General features: G+C 50.5%; 18 protein-coding genes. 14 read left to right on the top strand and 4 right to left on the bottom strand.

Features of this window, described 5'->3' with window-relative positions:
- Nucleotides 1-114 precede the first annotated feature (114 nt).
- Nucleotides 115-1,203 (bottom strand): YheC/YheD family protein, encoded by a 1,089-nt coding sequence (locus ACRRNK_RS17585; RefSeq protein WP_433943972.1) that lies wholly within the window; start codon nt 1,201-1,203, stop codon nt 115-117.
- A gap of 186 nt (nt 1,204-1,389) precedes the next feature.
- Here ACRRNK_RS17585 and ACRRNK_RS17580 point away from each other — a divergent pair, with 186 nt between their 5' ends.
- The 11 genes from ACRRNK_RS17580 (at nt 1,390) to ACRRNK_RS17530 (ending at nt 10,299) form a co-directional block, all read left to right on the top strand.
- Nucleotides 1,390-2,568 carry a glycosyltransferase family 4 protein gene (locus ACRRNK_RS17580; RefSeq protein WP_433943971.1) on the top strand — a complete coding sequence of 393 codons (1,179 nt, stop codon included), beginning with the start codon at nt 1,390-1,392 and terminating at the stop codon, nt 2,566-2,568.
- Nucleotides 2,569-2,796: 228 nt separating this feature from the next.
- Nucleotides 2,797-3,624, top strand: a complete 828-nt coding sequence (locus ACRRNK_RS17575; protein WP_433943970.1) for a glycosyltransferase family 2 protein — start codon at nt 2,797-2,799, stop codon at nt 3,622-3,624.
- A complete protein-coding gene (locus ACRRNK_RS17570) occupies nt 3,621-4,739 on the top strand; it encodes a glycosyltransferase family 2 protein (RefSeq protein WP_433943969.1) in 1,119 nt (372 codons plus the stop codon). The genes ACRRNK_RS17575 and ACRRNK_RS17570 overlap by 4 nt, the downstream gene beginning before the upstream one ends.
- Entirely contained in the window at nt 4,736-5,476 is a 741-nt protein-coding gene (locus tag ACRRNK_RS17565; RefSeq protein ID WP_433943968.1) for a glycosyltransferase family 2 protein, read from the top strand. The genes ACRRNK_RS17570 and ACRRNK_RS17565 overlap by 4 nt, the downstream gene beginning before the upstream one ends.
- 30 nt (nt 5,477-5,506) lie before the next feature.
- On the top strand, nt 5,507-6,238 hold the full coding sequence (locus tag ACRRNK_RS17560) for a sugar phosphate nucleotidyltransferase (RefSeq protein ID WP_433943967.1): 732 nt from the start codon (nt 5,507-5,509) through the stop codon (nt 6,236-6,238).
- Complete coding sequence (gene rfbB / locus ACRRNK_RS17555; RefSeq protein WP_433943966.1) at nt 6,235-7,224, top strand: dTDP-glucose 4,6-dehydratase; 990 nt, start codon at nt 6,235-6,237, stop codon at nt 7,222-7,224. Before ACRRNK_RS17560 ends, rfbB begins: the two co-directional genes overlap by 4 nt.
- A 201-nt stretch (nt 7,225-7,425) precedes the next feature.
- On the top strand, nt 7,426-8,820 hold the full coding sequence (locus ACRRNK_RS17550; protein ID WP_433943965.1) for a glycosyltransferase family 2 protein: 1,395 nt from the start codon (nt 7,426-7,428) through the stop codon (nt 8,818-8,820).
- A 122-nt stretch (nt 8,821-8,942) separates the two neighbouring features.
- A complete protein-coding gene (locus tag ACRRNK_RS17545; protein WP_433943964.1) occupies nt 8,943-9,230 on the top strand; it encodes a nucleoside-diphosphate sugar epimerase in 288 nt (95 codons plus the stop codon).
- Nucleotides 9,231-9,254: 24 nt separating this feature from the next.
- Nucleotides 9,255-9,605 carry a restriction endonuclease subunit S gene (locus ACRRNK_RS17540; RefSeq protein ID WP_433943963.1) on the top strand — a complete coding sequence of 117 codons (351 nt, stop codon included), beginning with the start codon at nt 9,255-9,257 and terminating at the stop codon, nt 9,603-9,605.
- A complete protein-coding gene (locus ACRRNK_RS17535) occupies nt 9,602-9,907 on the top strand; it encodes a hypothetical protein (protein WP_433943962.1) in 306 nt (101 codons plus the stop codon). The genes ACRRNK_RS17540 and ACRRNK_RS17535 overlap by 4 nt, the downstream gene beginning before the upstream one ends.
- Nucleotides 9,907-10,299: a Yae1 family protein gene (locus ACRRNK_RS17530; RefSeq protein ID WP_433943961.1), complete on the top strand. Its 393-nt coding sequence runs from the start codon at nt 9,907-9,909 to the stop codon at nt 10,297-10,299. Before ACRRNK_RS17535 ends, ACRRNK_RS17530 begins: the two co-directional genes overlap by 1 nt.
- Nucleotides 10,300-10,551: 252 nt before the next feature.
- Here ACRRNK_RS17530 and ACRRNK_RS17525 read toward each other — a convergent pair whose 3' ends face one another.
- From ACRRNK_RS17525 to ACRRNK_RS17515, 3 genes are all read right to left on the bottom strand, one after another.
- Entirely contained in the window at nt 10,552-10,773 is a 222-nt protein-coding gene (locus ACRRNK_RS17525; RefSeq protein WP_433943960.1) for a type II toxin-antitoxin system HicA family toxin, read from the bottom strand.
- 1 nt (nt 10,774) lies between these two features.
- Nucleotides 10,775-11,188 (bottom strand): hypothetical protein, encoded by a 414-nt coding sequence (locus tag ACRRNK_RS17520; RefSeq protein ID WP_433943959.1) that lies wholly within the window; start codon nt 11,186-11,188, stop codon nt 10,775-10,777.
- Between the two features lie 419 nt (nt 11,189-11,607).
- Complete coding sequence (locus tag ACRRNK_RS17515; protein ID WP_433943958.1) at nt 11,608-11,856, bottom strand: hypothetical protein; 249 nt, start codon at nt 11,854-11,856, stop codon at nt 11,608-11,610.
- A gap of 91 nt (nt 11,857-11,947) precedes the next feature.
- On the opposite strand from ACRRNK_RS17515, the gene ACRRNK_RS17510 reads away from it, so the two are divergent.
- The 3 genes from ACRRNK_RS17510 to ACRRNK_RS17500 all read left to right on the top strand — a co-directional run bounded on the left by ACRRNK_RS17510 (nt 11,948) and on the right by ACRRNK_RS17500 (nt 15,842).
- Complete coding sequence (locus tag ACRRNK_RS17510; RefSeq protein ID WP_433943957.1) at nt 11,948-13,042, top strand: CgeB family protein; 1,095 nt, start codon at nt 11,948-11,950, stop codon at nt 13,040-13,042.
- Nucleotides 13,043-13,098: 56 nt separating this feature from the next.
- Nucleotides 13,099-14,235, top strand: coding sequence for a CgeB family protein (locus ACRRNK_RS17505; RefSeq protein WP_433943956.1), 1,137 nt, complete (start codon nt 13,099-13,101; stop codon nt 14,233-14,235).
- Between the two features lie 68 nt (nt 14,236-14,303).
- Nucleotides 14,304-15,842 carry a glycosyltransferase family 4 protein gene (locus ACRRNK_RS17500; RefSeq protein WP_433943955.1) on the top strand — a complete coding sequence of 513 codons (1,539 nt, stop codon included), beginning with the start codon at nt 14,304-14,306 and terminating at the stop codon, nt 15,840-15,842.
- Nucleotides 15,843-15,908: the final 66 nt, after the last annotated feature.

Genomic DNA, 15,908 nt, shown 5'->3' with positions numbered 1-15,908 from the left:
TGGATTCAAGACACAGATATACATGATAAAAAGACGTGCAGTCCCTTTAAGGGCTCACGTCTTTTTTGTTGCCGAGCATAATATTCCTGTGAGGACAAGGCACCGAATAATCATTCATTCCCGGCGGTTATACAAATACCAGGCGAAAGCCATAGGTTCACGATAGGATGCCTTCCAGGTATCGTTCATTCCGGCCTTGCTGAAGCCGTACCGCTGATCACGTCCGTTGCATTCGATGAAATAGATTCTGCCATCCTCAGTTACTCCAATATCGAGACCGAGATCGGCAAGAAGCGGAAGCTTCAGAGATAAGTAACCAGCTATGGTTAAGGATAAATGCTCCACTTGATCTATAACTAGAGAGGCTTGGGAAGAGGTCATGACCTCGGAAAGAAGCTCAGGTACGGGGCAAGCTTTCCCACCTCCCGCAAGATTCGAGATGAACATACCAGGCGGAGACTTTTTGGCGAACATGCCGGTTACAGCCCAATCCCCTGTCATTCCCCGCTGTACTGAAACACGAAAGTCGAAGGAGCGGCCTTTGCTTTCGGCGAGAGGAATCCGTTCCTGAATTAGATAGGGAACCTGGAGCAGATATTGTTGTACATAAGAAGGAAGCTCGCCTCTCCTAAGCTTGTGCTGAATCCATGTTGGCTTACGTATAGATGAGGGATAAGTGATTCTCCACCCGGACTTTTCACGATGTAATCGCATGATCCCTCTTCCGACTGTACCCCGGCATGGCTTAAGAATCAGATCGTCATGAATTTCCATGAAGCGGCGAAGGGCTGGGTAGGAGAACACGGCTGTATCGGGCAGGCTGCTTCTAAGGAAGGGGTCGGCTGACAGCAGACGGTGTATGACATCTTTGCCATAACGATTATTCACGTTGAATACATCTATGCCTTTGGAGATGAGGGCCTCGATTTTCCGCTGGGCGGAAATTTCCTGAAATATAGCGCGGTTATGAATGACATCAGGTATGGGCATGGACACCTGCTCATATTGATGGTTTTGATAAATGTAGGCAGCTGTTCGGCCCTTGCGGATATTGATATCGCCGATATGGATAAACACAGGGATCAAGCCGAATTCTGCTGCCGCTTTTTCATAGTTCGAGAGTGATTCCTGTCCGGTTTTTCGCCTAGGTACCCCGCGGTACATCGCAGCATTAAGCAGAATACCCACATATCTATAGCTCATGCCCGGTCCTCCTCTTCATCTTCGGTGATTCCCTGTTCGAATAGTGTCTTATGTCAGTCTATGTATAGACTCTTAAAAGGAGTGGACGACTGTGCCGCGACAGAAGCCTGTTTTGGGACTGTGTCACACCTGCTCACTTCTCCCAATATATTGAGAATGTGAAACCGGATAGGGGAGGGACTTAAGTTGTCAGTTCAGCAAAAGGTGGCCGTAATTACGCCGGGGGTATTTGTCATTCCTTCAGGGCGAAGCAGTTCCGTAGAGCGCGTCATTGAGAAGACGATGCCCCTTGTACCCGATGGGTTCGATATACGGGTATTCAGCAGATCGGGAGGCCACCTGCCGGCCAAGGGCATGCTCGGGACAGTGCCCTGCTACCGTATTCCAGGAGGTGCCGCATATTTGCCCGGCATTCTGCGTCATCTGAAGAACTGGATGCCGGACACGGCCGATGTGCATAACCGCCCTGCAATTGCTTATGGGCTGAAGAGGCATTTGCCTCATATCCGGGTTAATCTTACACTTCACTCCACGACCTTTATCAGCCCATCTTGTCTTCCAGAGAGCAAGGCGCGTCTGATGCTGGGGAGTGTAGACGGAATTATTGTGAACAGCTGGTATCTGCGTGAGGAGGTTCTGCGCCGATTCCCTAAGCTGAGAACTCCGTTGCATGTTAATCCGCTGGGTGTCAGTCTGGAAGACTTCACCCCGCGCTGGACACCTGCTGGTGAGGCGCAAAGACGTGCTAGGTTATCCGATTATGGCTGGGAGAACCGTAAAATCATCCTTTTTGTTGGCCGCCTGCTTCACGGAAAGGGAATTCACCGGCTGCTGGCAGCGCTGCCAGGAATTGTGGATCAGGAGAAGAGCGCACTTGCCCTCATAGTAGGAAGTGCCTTCTACGGAGTGAACCGTGATACGGCTTATGTGAGAAGCTTGAGGAAGCTGGCTGAGCCGATGAGCGGGCATGTCTCGTTCCTTTCTTATGTACCTTATCCGCATGTCGCAGATTTATATAATCTGGCTGATGTTGTGGTTGTTCCGTCCCTTGAGGATGAGGCCTTCGGCTTGGTCAATCTGGAAGCCATGGCTTCGGCGGTACCGGTTATTGCTTCAGAGATAGGGGGGATCCCTGAAATTGTACAGCATGAGAAATCGGGTATACTGCTGCCTAAGGGATGTGCGAATGAAGCTCTTGCGGAAAGTGTCCTGCGTATACTTGGAGATGAACAGCTGAAACAAAGGCTCGGGCTGGCGGGAAGAGAACTCGCCAGAAGCGAGTTCAGATGGCAGCATTGCGCGGTGCGGTGGGCAGATCTGATGCGTGCCGGGCTGCCAAAGGCGATACACAGCTGGAGCGTTTAATCTTATTTACTAAGGTCAAAAGGCTGATTGGACACCACTTACTGGGTCCGATCAGCCTTTTGACTGTATATTGGGAGAATTGATTTGCTAGCAAGGACAATCATCCTCAGCAATTTGCCCTAAAATGCAGTCTACAGCAATTGTACGTTTGCCGTTACAAGATGTTCGGTGTGACATAAGCTAAGGTATATTCCATGGAACAATTCAGTCACAGGGAGGTGGATGACCATGGAGAGCAGGCGGAAGACAGCGATCATGAACAGAAGCCGCCGGGGTTCACGATTGAAAACAAGAACTAAGCGCATCTGGCATGTCGTTAATGATCCACAGCCGCTGGTGTCCATCATTATTCCCGCGATGAATGAACGACGTACCATTGCAGGTGTAATACGAGAAGCAGCTCGGGTGCATCCGAGCAGTGAAATCATCGTTGTTGCCAACGGCTCGGCTGATGGAACTGCGGAGATTGCGGGAAAGCATGGTGCCCGGCTCCTTTACTATCCTTATCCGCTCGGACATGATGTGGGAAGACGTGTTGGTGCTGAGGCGGCTAGGGGCAAGGTCCTTCTCTTCATTGATGCGGATATGGTAATTCCCGCACGGGATCTTAGACCCTTTGTTGAAGCCGTATTATCTGGAGCGGATGTGGCGCTCAATGATTACAGCGGTCCTGTGGGGCGTAAGGATGCTCATCCTGTAGTTTTGGCCAAACATACATTGAACGCTCTTCTTTCACGTCCTGATCTCAAAGGGGCATCGATGACCGCTGTTCCACATGCGATAAGCCGCCGCGCTGTGGAGACTCTCGGCTTTTCTGCGTTGGAAATTCCCCCGCTTGCTCAAGCGATGGCGGTGACTTTGGGACTTGATATAAAGCCGGTTCATCCGGTTCCTGTAGGGCGCTTAAATGCACGGAGACCTCAAATTCAGGGTACCGACTCACTTACTTCTCTTGTGGCAGGGGATCATTTGGAAGCCATACGCTGGTTAGTTGACAAGCTGGGTCCACGTGCTGGCTATGGCGATTTGGGCCGTCAGCGGGGGAGACTCCGATGAGAAGGAGGCGGACAGGATACCGGAGAAGACAAATGGGTTACCGCAGACCCGGGCAGCGAAGATCCAGAAAGGCTGCGCGGGCCCGCTTCGCGGCCAGACAACGTACACGAAGAAGAGCTCCAAGTAAGCGGCTAGCTGCCTACAGCAGGCTTGAACTTAAAGCCTATCGGGCCGGAATGGCTCAGGCTGCTGCTGCCCCTCGGGAACAACGAAGTGATGAACATATGCAAATGACGTACACTGCATGGCATACCGGGTCCGGATTAACAGGCGCGCAATTCCCCCGTGTGATTCCTATAATAAAAGCGTACTGTAAAGGATATACATCCATATCCCGGAATGTACGTCCCGGTATCCCGGTTCCAGTTCGTAGAAGCACCTCAGCCGTAGTCACGGTATGCAATGAAGCTCAGACAATCTCGGCTGTATTGTCTGAGCTTGCGAAGCTGCCCCTCTGCGAGATCATAGTTGTTCTTAATGGATGCAGGGATGGAAGCTTTGCGGAAGTCCGTAAGCATAAGGGAGTCACGCTGGTACATTTCCCAGAGCGTCTAGGTCATGATGTGGGACGATCTTTGGGGGCGGCCGCTGCCAAAGGAGATATTCTGCTATTCACAGACGGGGACCTGGTCATTCCGGCAGAGGAACTTGCCGCATTCATCTATGAGGTGGATCAGGGGGCTGATCTGGCCCTGAACAATATCACTCCTCAGCTTCCTGTCTTCTCCAAGCAGGATGAAGTCACACGCAGCAAGTCATTTCTCAATCTTGTCCTGGGCAGGCCGGACCTTAAGGCCAATTCTCTAACCGCGGTTCCTCATGCTCTTTCAAGACGGGCTATTCAGACCATAGGTACGGCTGCCCTGGCTGTGCCGCCCAAGGCCCAAGCCTTGGCCATTCAGCATGGATTGATAGTTACAGCTCCTTCGGCTGTGGATGTAATCAAGCACAATCGTATAAGAGCAGGAAATAGCGGAAATGGCAATAGGGTATCAAGAATGATTCTGGGCGATCATGTAGAAGCACTCGGTGAAGCGATGAGCAGAGGAGGGACCCGTCTGGGACTAACCGCTCAAGGGCGGGCCGAGCTGGCTAAAGCGAGGAATTCCGTATGAACAGGTTAACGAGTATCATCATTCCAACCTATAACGGTCTCCACCTGCTGTCTCCATGCATAGAGTCGATCCGCAAGCATACTGTTGATCCCTATGAGATCATCGTTGTAGATAACGGTTCGAATGATGGGACAGCAGAATACTGCGTGCGGGAGAGATTGACCTTCATTTCCTTGCCCTCGAATGAGGGGTTCCCGGCGGCCTGTAACAGAGGGCTGTCTATTGCAAGCGGGGAGCAGCTTATGCTCCTTAACAATGATTGCCTTGTTGGGCCTAGCTGGCTCTCCAATCTACTAGCGGCACTCTATAGTGCCGAAAATATCGGAATTGTAGGCCCGGTTACTAATTATGCCAGCGGCAAACAGCAGGTGGAGTGCAGCTACAGCGGACCGGAAGAATTCTATAAGTTCGCGGCTGCTTACAACCTGCCTGACCCGGCGAAATGGCAGGAATCCATGCGTCTTGTGGGTCTTTGCTTCTTGATGAAGCGAAGCACATTCGAAGTGGTGGGACAGCTGGATGAGAGGTTCAGTCCGGGTCACTATGAAGACGATGATTATTGCTATCGGACAAGAGCCCACGGATACAGGCTGCTGATCTGTGGCGATGCTTTCATACATCATGAAGGCAGTGCCAGCTTTAAGGCAGATCATCCAGAGGGATGGACTGATATTGTCAGCAGAGGGAGACAGCTGTTCATAGAGAAGTGGGGCGTAGATCCCCTTATATTTATATAATAATTAATTCGTGACGAAGGAGGAGGGTTCATGAAAGGCGTGATTTTGGCGGGCGGGACAGGGACCAGGCTTAATCCGCTGACCCGTCTTATCAACAAGCATCTGCTCCCCGTGGGCAAGCAACCGATGGTGAGCTACGCTATTGACCGACTCCGCCAGGCAGGCATTACCAATATTCTCATCGTCATCGGAAAACAGTCGGCTGGTTTATATACAGAATATTTTGGAGGCGGAGAGGCACTGGGTGTAAGCCTTACTTACAAAATACAAGAGGCTGCCGGGGGAATAGCCGAGGCTCTGGATTTGGCGCGAGGTTATATTACGCCAGGGGAGAAATTTGTCGTGCTGCTAGGAGATAATCTATTCCTAGATGATTTGACCCCATTTGTAAACAGGTTCTTACAGCAGCCTTATGGAAGCGCGCGGGTGCTGCTTAAGCAGGTCGATGATCCAAGAAGATACGGGGTGCCTGTGTTCAACGAGCATGATGACCGATTGATCTCGTATATTGAGGAGAAGCCCGCGGATCCCAAGTCAAGATACTGCGTTACAGGAATTTATATGTACGATGATACGGTCTTCGAGGCTATTGGCGGCATAACTCCATCAAGCCGGGGAGAACTGGAGATTACGGATGTGAACAATGTATATGCCCGGCAGGGCAAGCTTGAATTTGATATCCTGCAAAAATGGTGGGGAGATGCGGGAACGTTCGAATCTTTGGAAGAAGCTGGCCAGCAGATGAAGGGGGTTCAGCCGTGACTCGTCTGCTTGTTACAGGAGGACTCGGCTTCATAGGAAGTCATTTTATTGAGTATATGCTTGGGAAATACCATTTCCTTCACATTGTTAATCTCGACGCGGCGACCTATGCCGGAAATCCGGATAATACGGAATCCTTCCGTAATAATCCAAGTTATCGCTGGATTCGGGGAGATATCAGGTCTGTGGAACAGATAAGCCAGGCATTTGCGGATCAAATCGATGGGGTTGTACATTTCGCTGCCGAATCGCACGTAGACCGGAGTATTCGGACTCCTGATTTGTTTGCCCAGACTAATGTGATAGGGACTCTGAATCTGCTCGAAGAAGCCCGAAGACATCATGTGAAGAAGTTCATTCATGTGTCAACAGACGAAGTGTATGGAACTCTCGGTGATGATGGATTCTTCACGGAACAATCTCCACTTGCTCCGAACAGTCCTTACGCTGCAAGCAAGGCGGGTTCTGATCTTATAGCCCGGTCATATTATCATACCTATGGGCTGCCTGTAATCATTACCCGCTGCTCCAATAATTATGGTCCGCGTCAGTTCCCGGAGAAGCTAATTCCAACGATTATTACAAGGGCTCTTAAGAACCAGAGGATTCCTATATTCGGCGACGGGAAGAATGTCCGGGATTGGCTTCATGTCACAGACCATTGCAGGGCCATTGATCTGGCGCTTCATCAGGGAAATCCGGGAGAGGTATACAATATTGGCGGGCATAACGAGATGAGCAACCTGAAGCTGGCTGAACATATTCTGAATTTGCTGGGCAAGCCGCTTGGTCTGCTGGAATTTGTAACAGATCGGCTGGGACATGACAGACGGTATGCGATAGATCCCTCCAAGATTCAGGCGGAGCTAGGATGGGAGCCGGAGATCTATCTGGCAGAGGGTCTGAAGAGTACGGTAAGTTGGTATGTTCAGTCAGAAGAATGGATCCGCAGGATTGAAAGCGGGGAATACCGCGGGGGATTATGACGGTAAACAGAAATTACGCCTCCGCTGCATGTCATTTTTCTAACTGCATCTTATATAAGTTTTTTTCGGAGGTGTTAAGGATGGGGAGGCAGAGCCGGAAGGCATCTCCTCCTTATTATTGTTCTTTCAGGGCGCTTGATATTTAATCAGGGAAGTTAGCTGCCAAGGTTGTACAGCGCTTACCTTAAGGAGGGCCACCCTATGCCGCACAGAGTCAGAACCAAGCCGAGTATGGCAGGACACAAAGTAAGGGTGTCAAAGCATGTAACTGCATCCATACCTCCCAAATCCGCATCGGGTCCGCGTCACCGCAAGCAATTCAGCCGGGGGTGGAAGGCCGGGTATGAGCAGGGAGTTAGATTGGGGCAGGAAACTTTCGCAAGTAGATTTGAAGGGACCAGCATCATAATACCGACCTTTAACAGCCGGGAGCTGTTGATGAATTGTATAGATAGTATAGAGGCAAATACGCCGATGCCTTATGAGATTATCGTTGTAGACAATGCTTCCACCGATGGAACGGTAGAAGTTCTCCGCAGACGTGGGGGACGTATTCGGGTTGGCGTCCACCAGGCTAATCTGGGATTTGCCAGAGCGGTGAATACAGGACTCATGATGTCCAAAGGGCAAAATGTGGTATGGCTTCACCCGCGCACGCTGGTTACGAAGCATTGGCTGAATAACATGCTCCTGTGTCTGGAGAGCAGGCCGGATATCGGAGCGGTCGGCCCGGTTACGAACCATATTGAAGGACCGCAGGGGATGAAGGTTTCTTACAGCACTGTATCTGAAATGTGGAGTTTCGCCGCTGGGTATAACCAGATGGGAGGCCGGCGCTGGGCACCTACGGATCGGCTTGCAAGCTTTTGTGTGTTGATGAAGCGGGAGTTTCTGGAGAAGATCGGATATTTCGATGAGGGTTACAGCCAAAAAGCGGGGAACGAGGATTGGATGATACGCCTCCGTTATCTTGGACGGGTAATGTTCATTGCAGAAGACACCTTCATTCATCATGTGACGAATCCAACTGGTGTAGCAGATAGCCTCGAGCAAGATCATGTCAATGATGAGAACCGCCGAGAGTTATTGGACAAATGGGGAGATCCACATAAGTGGCTGCATACTCTAAGTAGTCGTGGAATGCTGAACCCGGCAATGAAGTCGACGGATTACTTTCCGGCTCATATCCTGGTAAGCGATTCGAAGGGAAGGAGCTATTGGCTGGAGCATGGGATCAAGCGGCCCGTGGTCAACTATATACCACAAATGGATGGATTACCGGTCCCGGTTCAGGTATCTATGCTGGATTTAAGGCAGCTTGTAATGGGAAGACCGATTCGGGCTGAGGAACTGAGATTGAGACTTGGCCCCGGTAAATTGCAGAAGGAAGGATATGAAGAGGTCCTGTACCGTCTACCGGATGGGCGGCTGGTTCAGGTTCAGCAGAATAAATATAGGGAATTCATTACCGGTTATGCGGCGGACAGCTGGGGATTAACCGGACAGTTTCTGGACGAAGTGCCGGAGGAGATTCGGAATTTACAGGAGGGCCTTCCTATATTGCCCCGAAATTGCCTGACGGCAGATCATTTATAATTTACGATGCAATCTATTGTAAGGAATATTCCTAATTGGAACGGACCTTTTTGCTCTCGCATATGTTGAACTAGAAAAGAATACCGGGCAGCTCGGAAGGCAGCCGGCAGGGGGGAAATAGAGTGGAGCAGAAAATCACGGATCTTATTGTTCATATGTCCCACTCCCATCAGCAGATGGCACGGGTTATTGATGCTGAGAGACAGGTCGCCGTCCGGATGGCTCAGATTGTGCACGACTTGCCTGATTCAGAGCCGTCCTTTGACGGGATAGACGGGTTGATGGAGAATGCGGGACGGGTGAACAAAAATATGGTTTCATACTTAAGCGCTATGGCTGATCTTCAGGAGGCTCTTGCGGAAAATTTGGGCCTCGTGATCAAAGAAATGAGCGTGGAAGATGAAGAATAGAATGACCAAAGCGGGGTCGATGATATGAGCCGGAATCAAGCCTATTTGAATATGCTGGATGCTTCAGCCAAAATCCAGTGGAATGTGGCGTTGATGCTTGAAGCGAAGGCTGTGGAAGCGGAGAAGGTGCGGAACTGGACGCTGAATCATTTGCATGGTCACAGCTTTGACGAACATGAGAAGCAGCTCATGAGTCCGCTATCTATTCATGAGCAAATCATCGAGGTGCTTGAGGGAATTACGAAGCTTCAGACCGGGTTAAGCAGCAACTTGAAAGCGGTGCTTGCGCCTCAAGAAGATTCGAATAGCTCCGGTGGTGGTATGGGGGGCATGTTCGGAGGCGGTGGTTTTGATCTTGGGGATATGGAAAAATGATTGCTCCTAGCTCATCCGAGCATGAGATTAAGCTGCAGCTGGTTCAATCTCTGGTGAGGAGCCAGGAAGCTCTTGCCCGGATTCTGGACAGTATCGCGGATGTAACAGAGCAGTCTGAAGCAGTGTCTAAGCAGCTGTATGAGAACATAAGAATACTCACCAATTATCAGAGCGCGATGGCCCAAATGCTGACCGGCGTGAGGCTGAATCGCCAATATTATGGAACTCCTACAACGCCGTGGATCAATGAAGCTCTAGATCATGCAGCATATGCAGCCCGGGGAGAACAGGAGGAATTTTAATGGCAGCAAGGAAAAAGCGTTCGGCAGCCCGCCGCAGCAGAAGGCTTCTCGTGTCGAGGAGAACTAGAATCCGCTCGCGCAAGCTGCGCAGACATGGAGTCAAACGTGTCCGTCCAAGCAGATCGACAGCCCGCCGGACACGCAGAAGCGTCTTAAAACACAAATCGCTGAAGCGCAAATTGCTAAAGCGTAGAAGCTCCCGGCGCAAAAAGAGGCTTCGCCGTCTGGAAGATCTTCAGCGAGTGATTCCCGCAGCAGCTCCAGCAGTAGAGGACCCCGTGAGTGAATATCAACAGGGCTATAGCGAAACTTACCAGGAAGGCTTCAATGCCGGATTCGCCCAGGGCTTCGAGGACGGCCACCGGCTCGCTTACAGCGACCCGAATCGTTAATTCCCAGCCACAGCCCCTAATAACCATCCAATCCCCAAGAGACTGATAGGAGACCCACCTCTCCGCCAGTCTCTTTCTTATTGCCCTGCAATAAGATGTGAGTCAGACTAGCTCATACCTGTGTCTCTTTAACCTCTTGAGGAAAAGAAAGGGCCGTTCCCGGGAGAAGAAGCTCCCGGCGATGGGACTCTCGTCCCCTCGCACCGTAAAAAAAGCCTTGCTGGACGAGAAGTCCACCAAAGCTCGTAGTCCTTATTTCAAACGATCCCATTCATCTTTATCGATTCCCAATTGTTTCTTCAATATCGTTCTAAAAAGCCCCTTACCGATTTCTCCCGTGCCCTTGGAGACTGCTGTTCGTCTAATGCTTCCATCTGGATTGGTTTTTTCGTAGATGATATCACGTCCGGTGTTTCTCACCATTGTCCAACCATTCTTGTTCAACCATCTTTCCTGGTCTTTCCAACTCGGCATTTTAACCGTGTAAAAGTGCGACTACGGATTCCACGTCGTCTTGGAGAGAGACTCGGAGCACGTATGGTGCGTGTTTTTTCGTGTTAGGGGCAGCGAAATATTTCTGAAAGTCCTCGGTATAGTCTTTAGAATATTCAATTAACTGGTACGCTAAATTTTCTTTAAGCTCTTCCAATGTAGCACCGTCAGCTACTATAAAATCAATCTCCTCGAGGCTGCCAAAAAATCTGTCATCCTCATCTTGTTCGTATTCGAAATTCAACTCATATGCCTCTAAAAGGAACTTCATATGGCTTTGTGATGTTGCCACAATCACATCTCTGTTCCGACGAATAGCTTGAGGCTTCTCACGTACCACAGTGTCAATAAAGGAACCCATATTTGCCCGAACCTCTGTGGCCAATAACGTCTGCATGAACATACCTCCTCGCCTCCTATCGTATCACGTATCTCATGACATGTACAGAGTGTACACTCTGTACATTATGTACTATTCCGTATGTCTTATTAATATCCTTATTTTTTCTTAATTAATCCTAAAAAATAAATTTTAATCCAGTCCTAACGTTCAGCGTTCAGCTGTTGATTAGGGAAAAGTTTAAGTCACGAACGTTACTTGCAGCAACTTCCTCATTCGACGGAATCCTATAATTGCTTTTGTTAGGTATAGTGCAACCAAGCATATCGAGCATATTGATTCGCATAAAGCAGTGGGGCTTTCATGAATTACCTACAGTCACAGGTCGGTTGAGCAGAATAGCTCAATGGACCGTCCCCCAACTTCCCCGCTGGAAAGAGAAGAGGAGCCGTTCCTCCAACGTAGTAACTCTCTGCCTATAATCCCGCCGCACAGAGAGACCCGCCTGAGCTGCCTAGTCCGCTAGGAAGTAATAGTCCGCCCGAGCCAACTAGAGCAATCGAGCCTAGAAGTCCGCACGATGCAGCGGAGGAGCCCGGAATCGTCCCGTAGAAGCGGAGCGTTCGCCTTTGTCCCCGGATTCCAGCCGCATCCATCTCAATCAAGGGAATCCGGGGACAACAGCGATCGAAGGGATGATCCGGGAGCCGCAGCGACCTAGACACCCGCCAATTTTACCCTCCAAGGGTAGTCGTCCATGATGCACGTGACCCCGGTGCATATATGTATAAGGATCATTAAACCAAGACAGATAGGATGAGTGCCGTGAGGACTCTGCTCGAAGCTGATCGGCGTAATGGCAACTCTCCCGGTTATTGGGAAGGTTATCGTCTCGGAGGCTGTCAGGCTGTACTTGGACAAATACCAGTGGGAGCACCGGAGGTATGTAATCTGCGGGTGATGTATGTGCAGCAGGGATTTGATGCCATAGACCGGGGAGTTATAAGTGCGCTGGAAGAAGTTGCTGCAGCGTGTATCGTAACCCAGGCTGCCGAAATGCTGGCACAGGCTGCATGGGTACGTCCGGACCTCGTGCTTGTGATGAATGGACTTCATGTATTTCCTCCAGAGCACGCCGCGCATATCGATGAGCTCCGGGCGATGGGAATTCGGACAGCAGTCTGGTTCGTGGATGATCCGTATTTATCCGACGATACAGTATCACTAGCACTGCATTACGATGAAGTTTTTACGCACGAACTCGCAGGAGTAACACTGTACAAGGAGATCGGTTGCCGGAATGTCCATTATCTCCCGCTTGCAGCCAGTACAGATCTGTTCAGACCACAGCCGGTTCAGCCGCAGTATCAGTATGATATTTGTTTCATTGGTAACGCCTTTTGGAACAGAGTCGAGTTATTTGACAGTATGGCTTCTTTCCTCGAAGGCAAAAGAGTGCTCATTGCGGGCGGCTTCTGGGATCGGCTGAGCAACATGGAGAAGCTTGCCTCTTGTGTACAGCATGGCTGGATTGATCCGGAGGAGACTGTCCGTTATTACAATGGAGCCAAGATTGTCATTAACATCCACCGGCCAACCCAGGCGGGACAGGATAACCGAAACAGCAGAAACTTGGCTGGCCGCTCTATCAATCCCCGCACGTATGAGATTAGTGCTTGCGGAGCATTTCAGATTACTGACATTCGTGAAGATCTGACAAAGTATTACCGCCCCGGGTATGATATCGAGACATTTTCCAGCAAGCAAGAGCTTCAGGACAAAATCACCTACTATCTGGAGCACGAGCAGGAGCGGATTACCATGGCCTGGCGATCGCTCTGGACGACTCGCAAGCATCATACTTTCAGGGATCGTATCAGTAGGCTACTCGCTGCAGCGGTGCCTTCTTGAACAGGGGCACCTGGCACAATTACTAAGCAGCACAATACTGGTTTAGGAGTGAAGATATGTTGAGACAACAGGTGAAGACCGCAGCGCTGCGTGTCCCTGCTGATCTCGGAACAGATCCGAGAAGCCGGGGAAGAGCCACGGGTCTGCAGGACGGTTACGACGAGGGGTACCTACGGGGCCGTGCGGACGTTATCGTGAACCGGTACCGAACTTCATTTCCTTTGCGGAACATCCGTGTTCTGTACGTGGCTTCAGGTAAGGGATTTCCTTACTCGCCAATTGATGAAGCTGTGATTGCGACGCTTCGTTCACTTACCGCCGAAGTGATTGTAACCGATCCTCGTCAGGCTGTTGCTCAGCTGGCAGATCAGCATGCTCCAGATCTTCTCCTTTCGCTGGATGGAATGGATTTGAGGGTGGAAGAGGTAGAGGCAATTAAGGCGATGGGAGTGAAGACGGCTGTCTGGTTAACCGATGATCCTTACTACACTGACATCACCGTTCATCTCACCCCCCACTATGATTATGTATTTACACTCGAGCTCAACTGTGTGGCATTTTACCGGCAGGTTGGCTGCCCGAATGTACATTACCTGCCGTTTGGGGCTTTCACGGAGCACTATAAGCCGGTTCGCACGATGTCAGCCATCCGCCGTGAGATCAGCTTCATAGGTTCAGGCTACTGGAACCGGATCAATTTCTTGACTCCCATCCTTGGAAGTCTGATGGAGCGAGGGCTCGGGATCAACGGAATCTGGTGGGATCGTCTGCCCGAATACCCTCTATATGCGGACCGTATTGAGCTTGGCAAATGGATGGGACCTCAGGAGACGGCAGAAGTCTACAGCGGTTCGAAAATCGTCATCAATCTTCACCGTGCTCATGATGACGATACGATAAATAACAATGCCGTGAAGCTGCCGGCCAACTCGCCTAACCCGAGAACCTTTGAAATTTCAGCCAGCGGAACACTACAGCTCATTGACCAGAGAGCGGATCTTGCCCGCTTCTATACGCCGGGTGTGGAGATTGAGACCTATGAATCTCCGCAGGAGCTGCTGGAGAAGGTAGATTTCTATTTAACCCATGAGAAGGAGCGGCGTGATATTGCTCTAAGAGGACTCGAGAGAACTTATGCGGAACATACCTACTCTCACCGGATCAATGAAATGCTGAGCATTATTTTCGGCTGAAAATGAACTTCAGGTATAGACGGAGGTGAACCGTTCCTCTTCGGTTAAGCGAAGGTGAACCTATTGCGATGGGAAATAAAGCGAAGCTGCTGCTGTTCTCACATGTGAGCAACACCCGAAGTATTACGGGTGCAGAGAAGCTGCTGCTACTACTTTGCCAAAAACTGTCCCCTTACTTTGAATGTGTTCTCGTTGCCCCGCAGGAGGGGCAGCTGACCAAGCGGGCCAAACAACTTGGATTAAGAACAAAGATACACGCTTATTCACTGCTTCATGAAATGTATACCCCGTCAGCCAATTTGGAAAAAGAAGCGGAGCGGCTCAGAAACAGTCTTGGAATTCAGAGATTGGCCGAAATGATACGTGGTGAGCAGCCTGACTTTGTTCTGACCAATACCTGCGTAAATATTCTTCCTGCCATGGCAGCATCCTCTCTCGGTATCCCGGTAATCTGGAACATTACAGAGGCCATGGTCATTAATGAATTCACCCCGCTTGCTGTAAGCCTGATTGATAAGATCAGCATGTGGATTACGGGCATTTCCGAATCCTCGGTCTCCGTATTTCGCGGAACAGCTGCAGCCAACAAAGTGGGGATTCTATTTCCCTCCTGGGATCCGGAATCGGTTCATCCACAGCAGTGGGAGCAGATTCGCGAAGGTAAGCGGGCCGAGCTCGGGCTGCGACCAGATCAGCGTTTGATCGGCTATATTTCTTCTTTTTTGACACAGGAAAAGGGCTTGGAGCATTTCATTGATATGGCGCTGTCCTTATGTGGGAGCGATAAAAATACTCATTTCCTCGTGATTGGAAGGATTATAGATCAGGAGTTCTACGCCAGATGTCTATCCAAAGTGAACGTATCTAATCATAAGGATCGCTTTACCTTCGTAGTCTTCGAGGAATGGGTCGAGGCTGCCTATTGTGCGATGGACATTGTGGTTGTGCCCAGTCTCATGCCAGAAGGGTTTGGGTTAACGGCACTCGAGGCTATGACCTATGGGAAGCCGGTGGTTGCCTATGCTTCAGGAGGACTTCGGGAAATTCTGGAGACAGCGGGTTCAGGGTATTTGCTGGCAGAACCCGGGAATACCCTTGACCTGGCTGATAAAGTAAATCTCCTGCTTGGTGATTCAGCGCTTGCAGCTGGAACGGCTGCTATGAATCTGCAGCGGGTGAATGAGGTTTTTGGACCTCAAGCTTATGAAGAGAGACTCAGGCAGCTGTTGATTCAGTGGTCCCTGCAGCATCCAGATCTTATTGGGCTTGAGGAAAGTGTGAATGGTCTGCGCTGTATCTCGGTTAGGCCAGCAGCTGCGAAAGCCGCAGAGCCAAATCATGCTGGAGCAGGGAAATCGAGAAATGCAGCTAAAGCTACGCGCAGGCACAGGAAGAGAAAGCACCGTAAGCTGGGGCCCCGCCGAAGACACGAAGGGAAGGGCAGAGTATTGCGGGCAAGGCGGAAGAGGGCTTCCAAGAGAGAGACCCACAAGAGAAAATCCAGGGCGGGTCGGTCGATAAAGTCGGCTAACAAGCGCCCAAGAGGTAGACTGAAAAGTCTGTCCAGCACTCATAAACGTAAGAAGCGGTCCAGGAAGACGGCCTGATTCAGCAGGAACGGCGAGGGTGCTGTGAATCGTCCGTAGGGTGTATCTATTTAAGCTGCTCTCGCC

It is taken from the genome of Paenibacillus sp. SN-8-1 (genome assembly GCF_050995535.1).
Classification (GTDB): Bacteria; Bacillota; Bacilli; order Paenibacillales; family Paenibacillaceae; genus Fontibacillus.
This window is presented reverse-complemented; position numbering and strand designations above follow the sequence as displayed.